The following is a 13,171-nucleotide window of genomic DNA, read 5'->3' on the forward strand; positions in this document are numbered from 1 at the left end:
CACCAACAGCGAAGCTCTTGAGCAACGAACTCAAGAACTTCACTCTTACTAGTATTAAATCTATTGAATCATATATAAGGATCGCTTAGTATTTCTTTACCAGTACTTTCATCTTGCAATAGATCCTTTAGATATGATGTCAATGCATCAAAGCCCATTCCTTTTTTAAACCCTCTGTTTCCATGTATCCATCGATTGTTTTGAGTATTATCGAATAGTAATTCACAAGTTCTTCTGGGAAATTTTCCGAGTGCAGAATCAAAAAAGTCATTCCATACAGAATAATGATGGGTATGTATAAATTCTTCCCACGATTCAATAACCTCTTCCTCAGACCTTATATCTATAATTTCTATTTCCTCCAAATTTCTATCATTAACCGCTCCCCATGCTTTTTTCAACATATCAATTGCGGCTTGGTCGCTTTTAGGAGCGCTGTAACCAAAGATAGTCAACCTATATGCACTTTCCAGATATTGGCCTAGTTGTTTCCAGCTCATTGAAATATAAGAGTTTTCATCATAATTTTTTTCTCTTATTGGATACAGCAGCGGCACTCTTTTTAACATTCGTCCACATTTTGAACAAACGGCATAGGGACTGCCCAATACCATATCTTCTTCACAAGTGGCAACCGCAATATTCCCATGCAAGAATGCCATCTGCGGTAAATTATCTGTAATGCTAGTGCATCTGCCATATGCTTCGACCAGCAAAGGGTCCCAATTAAATGTGGCAACTAAATCTTTTTTTGTTAGACTAAGCAATAAGAAATCATATATCGTTGGTTCATCAGGTAACTCAAAATCACAAAAATACTTCTCAATAGCATCTTCTAGCTGAATTCGCTGTGACTCGCAATCGCCTCGCTCATACATTTCCATATAGATATCTTCAAGGTTATCGCTTGTTGTCTTTAAATTAATGCTTGAAATGATGGATTGCATTCCTAATTTATCTATAAACCCTTTCATTGCAGATATCTTTTTTCCGTTTTTGTCACCCTTCAATATTGTAGCCACGCTTGCTCCCGCGCCTAGCAAAACGACATGGGGTCTGCTTTTATAATACTTTTCAAACTGATGGACTTTATCTTCAAAATCATCTGGTTCGCTTGATTTATATTCCTCAAACATTGAGTCTAGTTCTTCTTGACTTATTGGTTGTCCGCTATTTCCAATACAAGGATTATATAAAACCTCATCATCATCGATTTCAATTACGCCATTACTGATCCGACCTGTTGCAGCAAGTGTCTCATAAAAATCAACCATACCCTCTCCATCTAACAAGGGGCTTCCCATCATAAAATCTCTACATACTGCATCTTTTAATAACTTAACTTTATCTTCTTCACTTATTTCTTTCCATCTTTTGTTCTCAAATTTATTCATATTAATATCACCTCTCTACAAAAGCGGATTTGGTATTGAATTTAATCCGTTCAATTCATTATTTAAGATTTTTGTATATACCATAAAAATGAATCTTCAGTCATTCTTAATATCATCAGCGCATCTTCTTGAACCGGGTTGTCCTCTCCATGTGCTCCTAATCCAGACATTGCACTATATAAAGTTGCAAAAATTCTATATCTATTTGCCCCTTTATTTTTATCTAGCCAATACTTAAAAATCTTATTTTTCGTGCTTAGCTCTATACCATTCTCTACAATCTGCTCATCGGTAGCTTTCAAAATACCTTTTAAATAATCGGAATTATCACTATCAATTTTCGCGAAATATTTTTCGAAGGCAGTTCTGCAGTTATCGATGCAGCTTTTAAAATTTCCATTACTATAGGTTTCCAAGGCTTCGTTATAATGTCTTAATACCTCTGGGGAATTTCTTAACAGTTCTTTCCTCATAAGCGACATTTGTGATTGTCTCTCAATTTCCCCAATGGATAGGTATTGAATTGTATATGTATATCCTGCCTCGCCATAATCTACCTGAAGCTCATACCCTAATAATTCCAACCCATTTCTAATTTTATCTATAATTTCATCTTCAATTTCAGTACGTTGTAGTCTACGAAATATTTCATTTAAAAACGCATTAAGTAGTTCTTTATTGTCCTTAATCTCATTGCATACTTTCAACATACCCATTTCCGGATTAAAATGATCATTATCATTGCGGTATCCTCGATTAAAGCTATATGGATTAAAAAAATAACCATATTCCTCTATCAATGAAGATGCCCCAATACATCCAAGTATAAGCTCTAATAAACCATTTCCAGTCCTATGTGCAACACGCCTTATGGGTATGTCTAAAAAGCTGCACAATTGAGCTAAACTTTTATCTTCCTTACTATCCAATACAACACCCATATTTTTATCCTCCTGGTCTTATTTATTAGGCATCCGGTGACACTCATCCAGATATTTGTGAGCAAACGATATTAGTGTCAAAATATCTAAAGCCTTTGTCTCTTCTATCATCCAGTTAATTTTAGGAGTATGAGCTGCTGGGTTTCTTACCAAATGAAATATAGCTTCTAATAATTCTTTTACTCCAGTAAACTCACTTTTCTCACTATCTGTCTGCATAGAATTAAAAAAAAGATATGGATCACCTTTAGCAAATGCTTTTTGGAACAACTCACCACCATCTGAAGATAAACCAGTTATTTGGCGTACTCTCTCTGCAAGTCCTTTAGCCGCTTCAAACACTGCGTCATAGTAGTCTTTACGCAGATAATCTTTTATACAATATTTTTGTACCTCATTGTGAATTGCCCTATTATAAAGTTCCCGCTTTAGATGATTCATACGCCTATCTACTTCATCCAATGTTGTTGCCTGTTCTACATCAACGACTTTCCCTTCTTTACTAACAGATAGACCAGCCAATAATAACACTTTATTAGTTTCTTCTAAAAGATGAAGGTATTTTTCTCTATTACTTTGTACTGTAAAAGCAACGGGATTTAGCGCTTTGGCAATGAAGTCAAAGACTCGTTGAAGCGATTTATTGGTATTTATTTCATTCGCCAAACAATTATACAGCCAATCTCGTTTATTCAAGCCTAATGTATAGGTGTAACCATTACTAGACTTTCCATCATCAACCAAGGTTATTTGACTCTGTTGCAATAACCCAGACAATTCGCTTTTTGAAAACCCTTCACTGGTATGAGCTAAAACATCACACACTGCTTTTAATTGCTGTTGATCCAACATTTTTGCTGTCATTTAATCACCTCCATGTATTTAAAGTGAAAGTATATAATAAACAATTTAATAATTATATTTCTGTTTAAGTGTCAACTCATTCGCTTAATAATTAGCTCTAAAATCATTTAGCATCTTTTTCAAGATAAGTGCATTTGTATAATCTTTTTTAAAAGCACTCATCATATATCCCTCTATATTTGGAAAAAGAGGAAGTTTTCCTTCAAAATCGGAAGAATTATAGTCAGTATAATTTTCTTTCACAAACTTATCGAATCTTGCCTTCTCAAGCTCTGAATCAAAGATAAGAATGCACTCTAAGAAACGTCTCCTTGATGTTTGTTCCTCATCCATATCATCAGTAATATAGAACTTATGAACAATATACTCCATTGACTCTTTAATAAGATACTTATAACTAATATCCCAATTCATTCTGTTTCTATCTAACGATAATCCTGCTATTTTTGGAGTGGCCGTGAAATATCTACCCCCATCTAAGGCTGCCCCTCCCAAAGAATCTAATATTGTTTGATGATAATAGAGATTGATATCATACCAATGAGGACGACTATCATATTGCCCAAACAGATAGAACTCATATCCATCCCTGTTATCTGCAGCCGAGACCTGTTCTATTACGAATTCTGGTGCATACTTATAATACCTTCTTGATTCATCAGCCGAGTCAACCCAATCTGATGGACTTTGCAAATACAGAATGACACGTTCAAGTGCTGTAGCATCTATTCCAAAGCGCTTTTTCCAAAGCATTTCAATAATATTAATGTCAGCCGAAGAGTTTTTCGGTGTATTAGTATCCATAATGCGAACATATATGTTGTTTGCAAAAACTCCCTGATATTGCTCCGTCAAATAATACGGAGTATTGCGATCATTATGTATGATTATTACATCAATAGTTTTTTCAGATAAGAGAATTGATTGAACTGTAACAGTGGGTCTGATTCCACCAGCGAATTTTTTATCACGCAAAAAAGATACTAAATCTTGTGTTTTCTTCCGGTGAGAATCATCTACGATGTCTTGTATTTCATAGTCTCTTTCTTCATCAACACCGATAATAATCAAGCCATCTTTGCTTGATAAATTATTCGCCATGCAAATAATATCATGCAGAAGATCAGCCTTATTGCCATACCATTCCCGTTTAAAATCCCAATGATCACCTTCTTGTTTCAAGGAGATTAAGCTGTCGACCTGCTCAGTTAAATCTTGTATATTCATGGAACATCTCCTTAGGTTTACTTTATCGCTATCTCATGGTATTCGCAACCACCATAGGATCGTACGATTTTAAACTCCATTCATCACTTTCGCATTCAAAATACAAACCATTGATATTTGCTATTTCCCGAAAAGGCAATTCCTCTATTGATTCTACTTTTTCATAAAAATATCCGTCACTTGAAGATAGAAATAATTCACCACCATTTTCGCGAAGGTATAATTTATCAGGGAGGTTCGCTTTTTTCCATGTGAAAGTTGGGAAAGATATCTTTCTAGGTAATTGTTCTCTTGCAGACTCTGAAAGCAATTCAATCCACACTTTGACTCCATCTGAAATAGCTATCTCCTGAAAAGGAAAGTCTAATAAAATCTGTTTAATTTCTGAAATATCTTTATCCATAAAAATTTCAAAAGAAGAAAGTTCTAGTGCAGCACTTCTAGAGCGCACACCAGCCATATATATGTTTGCTGCTGCTAAATTTGGTAAGCCAAGTTCAACGAACATTGCAAGTGATGCATATGCTTGGACAATATTTTCTTCAGACTCAGAGTCAAACATTTGAGAGATCGCATGAATAATCCATGGCAATGTAAAACCATAGTAATCTTTAGAAATTTTATCCGCTCCTGGTTCTAATTCTACTATTTTAACAAGAGGAGCCCCATAAATCCAGTGACAACGTACCCTATCTAAAACCATCTGATTTGGTACTGTATCCATCAAAGTATGTGCATTCTCATTGCTCCAGATCTCGATTTCTCGGATAGTACTGTCAATTATTTTATTATGAGTACCATCATCTCCAAAAGATTGAATAAATGCTAAAATAAGTGTTCTGAAATAATCAGTATTTTCAAATATCATCTTAGATATCGAAAGAGGGACCCCTGATGCAATGAGTTTTTTCCTGACAGATTTATTTGGTATCCGGTTCAATAGTGCCGTAGTCCTAGCGCGTAACAGATCTATATAACTCTCTTCATCCTTAACTTCCGCTTGGATAAGTGCTAACGATTTTCTAAAAACATCATCAATCCAGTCAACCTCATCATCTTCATTAAAATCTTCATGCATTGCAAGTAGTTCATCATCTAAATAATCAAAAATCACATTCAATGATTCAATATATTTTTCATTGATATCTGTATCTACAAAGTCATTTGCAATAGCTTCAACAAGCAAATTAAAATCAGTATTTGTTTGTCTAGAAACTTGACAAAGATATCTTAACGCAACAAGTATACCACTTTGTACCTTTTCCATATTTTGATTATTAAAATAACTATGAGCAAGTCTTCTATTTTTATCTATTTGCCATTGTTCTTCAGTGGTATCAATAGCATAAAGAATTTTTCCTTCAACATCAGAAAAAGCACGTCCAGCTCTCCCACAAATATTCCAAAAGTCTCTTATACTAATTGTTTCATTGGAATAATAGGGTGTGGATACAATTACAGTTGATATTCCAACATTTACCCCTTGCCCAAGTGTAGATGAAGCTATAATTATTAAAGGGGGCTTAGAGCGCATAAGCTTTTCTATAGCAATACGTACAAGTGTTGGAAGGCGATTATTATGGCAAATAACCCCCTTCTTCGCAGCAACTAAAACAATATCGTCATCACTAAGTTCTTCAGTACATACACTTTCAAAAACATTCCACAAAGAATGATCCCATGGGTAATCTTTCGGTTGATTCCCCAGCGCTAAAAGTACACTTGCAGCCAGTCCTTCGATTGAATTTGCTCTTGCAGAATATATCATAACTGTTCCCGTTTGGGCTAATCGAACTGCTGTAGCAGCAACAGCTTCTTTTTTGTTTTTTGGAAATGGAGTTCTTCTAGTCCCAAATCCCAATGGTTTTTTCTGTATAAAATTAGGGTTAAATGGTTTGTCAGCGCCGATGATAAAATGAAGGAAAGTGCCAATTAAAAAATGCAGTTTTCTGGCGGATAGGGATGACATATGATACACTTTTTTCTGTCTGTAAAAAGCAGATAGAAAGGGTGGCAAAATGGAAGGAGACAACTGGATGGACATCCGAAGCGACCGCCAAAAAGGAATGAGCTACACAGAGATCGCCCGCAAGTACAACATAGACCCACGCACAGCAAAACGATATGCCCAGGCCGACACAAAACCGGTGTACAGCCTGACAGATCCCAAGCCATCAAAACTGGATCCATACAAAGAACAGATTGACGTGTGGCTGGAAGAAGCGCCGTATTCGGCGCTGCGGATACTGGAGAAGATCAAGGAAATGGGATTTCCGGGAGAATACTCCATCGTGAAGCACTACGTGCGAGGGAAAAAAGGACAGTTGGATGAGAAAGCAACGGTGCGGTTTGAGACGATGCCGGGGCTACAAGGCCAGGTGGACTGGGCATTCTTTGAAGATCATGTTGTGCTGGAAGATGGGAAACAGAAGAAGCTGTACTGCTTCCTGATGGTGCTGGGATACTCCCGGATGCGGTACATAGAATTTGTGACGGACATGAGCACCAACACGCTGATCCGCTGCCACCAGAACGCATTTCGGTACTTTCACGGCTACCCGGAGGAGATACTGTACGACAACATGAAGCAGGTGGTCGTCAAGCGTCTGCTCCGGCAGGAGGACAGCACGCTCAACCGACAATTTGAGGATTTTGCTGGATTCTACGGGTTCAAGCCGGTATTGTGCCGACCCTACCGGGGCCAGACAAAGGGCAAGGTGGAGCGGACAGTGGCGTTTGTTCGGGATAATTTCATGGTGGGAATCCGGTACAATTCGCTTGACGACCTAAACGGACAGGCCGTGGCATGGTGCAACAAGGTCAATGGGAAAGTGCACGCCACCACAAATGAGATTCCATTTGAGAGGCTAAAAAAAGAGGGCCTCAGCCCCCTTTCCAGAGAATATATCATCGACAAAATCAACCTGCGCCGGGTACAAAAAGACTGCCTCATCTCGTATGCCGGCAATCAGTATTCTGTACCAGCAGAATACGTCGGCAGAGATGTGGCAGTCGTAGCCCTGGACAACATGCTTGCCGCCTACTACGAAGGAAAGCAAATCGCCCTGCACCGCATATCGTACCAGAAAAAAGATATGGTAGTCAATGCCCAACATTACCGAAGATTAACCCTTAAGCAATCATTTGACATCGAAAACACCTTGCTGGACGGCGACAATGTCATTGATTTTCCTATCCGGCCGCCAAGTCTGTCCGCATACGATGAAGTAGCGGAGGTGGCGCAGTATGAGTGAAGTTTTGTACGAGCGACTCAAAGAAAACCTGGAATCCCTCAAAATGCGCAATACCCTGGAGATCATCGACAACTACCTGGAACGAGCTATCAAGGATGAACTCAACATTGTGGATGTCCTCGATCATATCTTCACCGAAGAGGCTAGGAGCAAGCGTCAGAGAGCTTACGAGAAGCAGATTCAGATGTCCGGCTTCCCCATCAAGAAGACCTTGGAGGACTTTGATTTCTCTTTTCAACCCTCCATCGACAAGCGCCAGATCGACGAGCTTTCTACCATGCGGTTCGTGGAGAATGCTGAGAATGTAGTGTTTTTGGGGCCACCTGGCGTTGGCAAAACCCATCTGGCCAATGCGCTGGGTATGGTTGCCGCCAAAAACCGCTACTCCACCTACTACATCAACTGCCATACCCTCATTGAGCAGCTGAAGAAAAGCCACTACGAGAATCGGCTACCAGACAAACTCCGCACCCTCATCCGTTACAAGGTGCTCATCATCGACGAAATTGGGTATTTGCCCATGGATATTCAAGGCGCTAACTTGTTCTTTCAACTCATTGCCAAAAGATACGAGAAAGCCTCTACCATCTTTACCTCAAACAAGACTTTTTCCCAGTGGAATGAAGTTTTTGCCGATGTTACCATTGCTTCCGCTATCCTCGACAGAGTGCTTCACCACTGTACCGTCATCAACATCAAGGGCGAAAGTTATCGCCTGAAAGAGCGCAAAGAGTACATGAAGCAAAAGCAGCAAATCGTCAATACCTTGTTTGAGCAGAACGCTCAGTAATCTAACTTTATACCCGACATTCCTCCCGCCGAAAACCTACAAAATTTATTCGGCGTTTTATTGCAAATTTAAACCGCCGTTGACATTGCTTACTGCCAAAGCCACCGGTACAGAAATACAGCTGATGCTCTGCACTGCGATGGGCTTCAGGCAGTACGGCTGCACTCAGTACAACCACCTTTCCCTCCAGTGATATGTCATATCCGGTCTGCCGGCAGTCCTGCGAAGCTAAAAGCTTTTTTTCTTCCACGAATTAATTCTCCTTCCTTTGCTTAAGCAGCTCCGTTAAATCGGTGATAAGACTTAGCTGCGTGTCATCCGGCATACGCTTGATAGCAGCGCGAACATAAGCCTCCACCGCTTCGGGGGATTGGTCTCCCACCTCAATAAGCTCCACCTTTTGTATGCTTACTGCACCCTGACGGACATTCAGCTTTACGATATCGCCGTAGTCCAATCCGGATGCTGAGCGCATGTCCTTGGGAATCAGCACTCTGCCCTTACTGTCGATAATGCGGTATGTGTTTTTTGCGTTCATACAAAGTAACCCTCCTTTTCCATAACCTCCCGAACGGTATCGGGGTGAATACCAAGCTCTTGAAAGAGCCCAGTCAGCTCCTCTGGCAGCTGATTTAAAATATCTGAGGCAAAAATGACAATGGCGCCGTCCCCACAGATGATTTCCAGAGCACTGTCGGCAGGAATTCCCGCATCCTCCAGCAGTTCTTCCGGCAGATTCAAACTGTTCTCGTCATCTGATTTATCCTCATCCTCCGGTGCATCCGACAAAGCACACAATGGTACGGCAACCTCGATGCCGGATTGGGTAAGCAAAAGCAGAGGGGCTGATTGCTCCCCCTGGGATGCAAGAATAACATCGACCTGTTCACCGGGTGTCAGCCCTGCAGGAATTGCAGGAAACGTCAGAAGTCCATGGGAATCGACGACCGCTTTTGTTTTCATAATTTTCATAGAATATTTCCTCCTTCATTAATATCCCTTGCGGGAGTTGGGTTATTGGTCAAAGAAAAGACCGGTGTCAAAAAGATTGAGCTGTGATGGCATATCCAGCAACCTTTCACCGGTATCATAGTTGGAAATCAGTACCTCAGCGTACTCACTTCCATTGTCATAGCGCTGCGCCAGATTATTGAGACGGCTGACCGATTCGATCTGGAAGTCTTTATACAACTCCCTGATGAATTCGCAGTCGTTATAGCTGACCAGAAATTTACCCTTGCAGGCTGTCAGCGTGTCCCGTAAGCGATAATGATCCTCCTTTCTGAATTCAACAGCATAATGTCCTTCTGTCTGGTAATAGGGAGGATCGCAATAAATGAAAGCATTCTCTCTGTCGTACTGTCGGATGAGGTCTTCAAAGTCCTTGTTCTCTATGACCGTATCCTTTAAACGAACATTGGCCTGCCAGAGCAGGTGGAAGGCTTTCCGGATATCAAAGGGCTGACAGCCAAAGCTAGTGCATCCGCTTCCGTAACTGTATCGAATGAGTTTATAGAAAGCGGCGGCACGCTTGACATCATTCATGACTGCTTTCTCTGTAAGAATCTGCCGGATGTCTTCATACTCAAGTGGGGAGAGATATCGCTCGGCAAGTACTAACTCCTTTGCGAGATACTCACTAGTAAATTCCTGCTTCTCCAAATATCTGCGAAGCACACCAAACTCATCTCGCCCATTCAGCGGCAGGAAGTTCAGTTCCTGAATCAGTGCAAGGGTTTGCTCCTTAGCACACCGGAACATGTTCGTGAGGTCGTAGTTAAAATCGTTGTACACCTCCATGGCAGTATCAATTGGCCGACCGAACAGCACCCAGCCACCGCCGCCGAAAACCTCAATATACCGCCCGAACTCTTTGGGCATTCTCTGATAGATCAACTCCCGCAATGCTTTTTTTCCACCCACCCAGCTGATGATGCTGTTCATTTTTTCACCTGCCTTTACTGCGGCGGTTGATGGCATCAACATCCGTTTTCATACAGGTTCCATCCGGACTCCAGCAAATGAAACCGACACGGGGATAGGGACAGCCCTCGCAGCGGGAACGCTCGGCTGGCAGCGGCACGCCATAACGTTTGGGGGGACCGGTTGCTCCCGCACCCGGCTTTTCTAATGGATTTGCTTTTTGATTCATGGTTTATGCTCCTTTCGCTGAAAACAAAAAAGGCGCCGCCTTTTTCCAAAGACGACGCCTCATGTTTTCTTATTCTGTTTATCATAGTTGATTCAGGAAAAAGAAAAAGCGCCTTTCAGTTTCAGTTGAAACCAAAAGACGCTACTATTAAGTTACATCCCTTGACCGGGATAGAGAATGACGAGACGGGAGGTTTGCAGCTCTACCGCTTCACCAGTTTCAATCAGTTCACGACGCAGAGCAATCCAACTTAAATCCTCCGCATAGGCAGGTTCGGGAGGACCGTGGCCGTAGCGAAAAGATTTGACGATCACGGCGATGTACTCGGATGCACCGCAGTCCCAGCGAAGCTCCTTGTATAGATTGGATCGTTGTATGTCCTTTACCTCCGGAATACCACTCATGATTCCAGCACTAGGAATTCCTGTATTGGTTTCCAGACCAAGGATAGAAAAATTTTGCTCATGATGAATTGACCTCCTGCATTTTATATTTTTTGTGTCATAAAAATGGGAACAAAAAAAGAGGCTAAGTTTGCTGGTCATTAAAGTCGACCTGAAACTCAGCCTCTTGTGTTTTTTAAATAATTTTTTTATTTATTCCATAACATGAGGTACTCTGCTTCACCTGTATTTTCGTCAATCTGCTCTTGTTTAATTGCAAATAGTTCTCGTTGATAGAAATTAACGGCTTTCCCGTTCTTTTTATAAACTGCTAAACTAAGCTCGGAATAATGCTCCTTTATTTTATCAAGCAGTTGTTTCCCAATCCCTTTTGATTGCTCATCATTAGAGACAAATATCCCTGCTATATATCCACCATCAACTCCAACAAAAGCATTAATCTTACCCTCTGATTCATAAACATATATTTCTGCACTTGGAAGCATACTTTTTACCAAATCAAAGTTGCTTTCCCAATACTCTTTGGAGATAAAATTATGAGCTTGAATGTTAGTATCAAGCCATATTTCCATTATTTTTTCCAAATCTTTGTTTTCAAATTTTCTAATCATATTAACCTCAATTAAGTTTATTTTTTGATGGCATCACACAAAAGACCTATGTCATCTGTGGAAAGGGCAAAAAAGCGGGGTCAAAAATCGCATTTTTTGAGCTCTGAAACCGGTCGTTTTTGAGCCAAAAACCACAACATCTTGTGGTCTAACTCCTATTTTTCTTGTCCGAACCACAATACGTCATCATTATCACTGCTTCAACGTGTGATGTCCTCGGAAAAAGGTCTACAGGCCGGGCGGCGGTCACCCGATAACCCATTTGCTCCAAAATGCGGCAATCTCTTGCCAGAGTAGCCGAATTGCAGGATATATACACTATTTTTTCGGGGGCCATTTGCTCAATGCTTTCCAGCACCGCCTGATCGCAGCCCTTTCGGGGCGGATCAACCAGCACCACATCCGGCCGGATGCCCTGCTTCTCTAAATAGCGGGCACCCTCCCGGGCATCTCCGCAAAAGAATTCGGCGTTATTATAGCCCCCCAGCTCTGCGTTGCGCCGGGCATCCTCCACAGCCTGCGGAATAATCTCCACCCCGATCAGCTTGCCTGCTTTTTTGGCCATGGAAAGTCCAACCGTGCCCACTCCACAGTAAAGATCCAGAACCGTTTCCTTGCCGGTCAGGCCGGCAAACTCACCGGCAAGCTCATACAGCCTTTCCGCTGAGCGGCGGTTCACCTGATAAAAGGACTGAGCGGAAAGCTCTACCTTTACACCGCAAATTTCATCCTGAATGACCCCACTGCCCCACAGAGTACGGGTTTTCGACCCTAGAATCACGTTGGTATCCCGGGTATTGCTGTTGAGGGTAACGGTGCTTACTTCCTCAAAAGCGGCGGTAAGCTGATCAACAAATTCCTTTTCATGGGGCAGGCTCTTGCCGTTGATCACAAGGCAGACCATGACCTGACCCGTGGTTTCGCCACAGCGCAGGTAAATATGGCGAACAAGGCCCTTGTGGCTTGTTTCATCATAAGGAAGAATTTTGTGGGCATCCATAAAATCCAGCACAAACCGGGTAATCCGGTTAAAGACAGGCGGCTGGAGGGCACAGCTTTCCCATGGAATTACCCTGTGGCTTCTGGGTGCAAAAAAGCCTGCGACGGCTTTTCCGTTTTCCAAGGCTACAGGAATCTGCGCCTTGTTGCGGTAACCCTGAAGCTGGGGTGAGGGCAAAATCTCCTGCACGACAACATCCACTCCCCCGATTCGCCGCAGATTTTCCTCCACCCAGCTCTGCTTGATTTCCAGCTCATGGCTGTATTGGATATGGCGCAAAGCACAGCCGCCGCACCGGTGAAAAATCGGGCAGTCGTTCTCTTCCCGGTGGGGGGATGGCCGAAGAAGCTCCTTCACAATGCCATAGGCGGCGGTTTTCTGCACCTTCACCACCTGCACCCGGGCTAAATCACCATCTACTGTCATGGGTACAAAAACCACCATACCCTCATGGCGGCCCAAGCCGTTGCCATCGTGGGCAACAGCGGTAATTTCCAGTTCAATTGTATCGTTTTTATTTAGCATAGGGCTCCT

General features: G+C 41.8%; 15 protein-coding genes. 2 read left to right on the top strand and 13 right to left on the bottom strand.

Features of this window, described 5'->3' with window-relative positions; all coding sequences use genetic code 11:
• Positions 1-68: 68 nt before the first annotated feature.
• The 5 genes from U6B65_08445 to U6B65_08465 form a co-directional block, all read right to left on the bottom strand.
• On the bottom strand, positions 69-1,394 hold the full coding sequence (locus U6B65_08445; protein WRS26382.1) for a hypothetical protein: 1,326 nt from the start codon (positions 1,392-1,394) through the stop codon (positions 69-71).
• 62 nt (positions 1,395-1,456) lie between these two features.
• On the bottom strand, positions 1,457-2,335 hold the full coding sequence (locus U6B65_08450; GenBank protein ID WRS26383.1) for a hypothetical protein: 879 nt from the start codon (positions 2,333-2,335) through the stop codon (positions 1,457-1,459).
• 18 nt (positions 2,336-2,353) lie between these two features.
• Positions 2,354-3,199 carry a TIGR02391 family protein gene (locus tag U6B65_08455; GenBank protein WRS26384.1) on the bottom strand — a complete coding sequence of 282 codons (846 nt, stop codon included), beginning with the start codon at positions 3,197-3,199 and terminating at the stop codon, positions 2,354-2,356.
• Positions 3,200-3,283: 84 nt separating this feature from the next.
• A complete protein-coding gene (locus tag U6B65_08460) occupies positions 3,284-4,426 on the bottom strand; it encodes an ATP-binding protein (GenBank protein WRS26385.1) in 1,143 nt (380 codons plus the stop codon).
• 28 nt (positions 4,427-4,454) lie between these two features.
• Complete coding sequence (locus U6B65_08465; GenBank protein ID WRS26386.1) at positions 4,455-6,470, bottom strand: hypothetical protein; 2,016 nt, start codon at positions 6,468-6,470, stop codon at positions 4,455-4,457.
• Here U6B65_08465 and istA point away from each other — a divergent pair.
• Both istA and istB read left to right on the top strand, forming a co-directional pair.
• Complete coding sequence (istA, locus tag U6B65_08470) at positions 6,463-7,680, top strand: IS21 family transposase (GenBank protein WRS26387.1); 1,218 nt, start codon at positions 6,463-6,465, stop codon at positions 7,678-7,680. The genes U6B65_08465 and istA overlap by 8 nt on opposite strands.
• Positions 7,673-8,470, top strand: coding sequence for an IS21-like element helper ATPase IstB (gene istB / locus U6B65_08475; protein WRS26388.1), 798 nt, complete (start codon positions 7,673-7,675; stop codon positions 8,468-8,470). The genes istA and istB overlap by 8 nt, the downstream gene beginning before the upstream one ends.
• A 7-nt stretch (positions 8,471-8,477) precedes the next feature.
• On the opposite strand, the gene U6B65_08480 is transcribed toward istB, so the two are convergent.
• The 8 genes from U6B65_08480 to rlmD all read right to left on the bottom strand — a co-directional run bounded on the left by U6B65_08480 (position 8,478) and on the right by rlmD (position 13,162).
• Positions 8,478-8,720, bottom strand: a complete 243-nt coding sequence (locus U6B65_08480) for a hypothetical protein (GenBank protein ID WRS26389.1) — start codon at positions 8,718-8,720, stop codon at positions 8,478-8,480.
• A gap of 3 nt (positions 8,721-8,723) precedes the next feature.
• Positions 8,724-9,008, bottom strand: coding sequence for an AbrB/MazE/SpoVT family DNA-binding domain-containing protein (locus U6B65_08485; GenBank protein ID WRS26390.1), 285 nt, complete (start codon positions 9,006-9,008; stop codon positions 8,724-8,726).
• Entirely contained in the window at positions 9,005-9,442 is a 438-nt protein-coding gene (locus tag U6B65_08490) for a hypothetical protein (GenBank protein ID WRS26391.1), read from the bottom strand. The genes U6B65_08485 and U6B65_08490 overlap by 4 nt, the downstream gene beginning before the upstream one ends.
• Positions 9,443-9,484: 42 nt before the next feature.
• Entirely contained in the window at positions 9,485-10,414 is a 930-nt protein-coding gene (locus U6B65_08495) for a DNA adenine methylase (protein ID WRS26392.1), read from the bottom strand.
• Positions 10,415-10,418: 4 nt separating this feature from the next.
• Positions 10,419-10,622: a hypothetical protein gene (locus U6B65_08500; protein ID WRS26393.1), complete on the bottom strand. Its 204-nt coding sequence runs from the start codon at positions 10,620-10,622 to the stop codon at positions 10,419-10,421.
• 152 nt (positions 10,623-10,774) lie between these two features.
• The gene (locus U6B65_08505) at positions 10,775-11,167 is read right to left on the bottom strand and encodes a hypothetical protein (GenBank protein ID WRS26394.1); all 393 of its coding nucleotides are present in this window, start codon (positions 11,165-11,167) and stop codon (positions 10,775-10,777) included.
• Positions 11,168-11,214: 47 nt separating this feature from the next.
• Complete coding sequence (locus tag U6B65_08510; GenBank protein WRS26395.1) at positions 11,215-11,637, bottom strand: N-acetyltransferase; 423 nt, start codon at positions 11,635-11,637, stop codon at positions 11,215-11,217.
• A 148-nt stretch (positions 11,638-11,785) separates the two neighbouring features.
• Entirely contained in the window at positions 11,786-13,162 is a 1,377-nt protein-coding gene (gene rlmD, locus U6B65_08515) for a 23S rRNA (uracil(1939)-C(5))-methyltransferase RlmD (protein ID WRS26396.1), read from the bottom strand.
• Between the last annotated feature and the right edge of the window lie 9 nt (positions 13,163-13,171).

This window comes from Oscillospiraceae bacterium MB08-C2-2 (genome assembly GCA_035621215.1).
Classification (GTDB): domain Bacteria; phylum Bacillota; class Clostridia; order Oscillospirales; family Ruminococcaceae; genus WRAV01.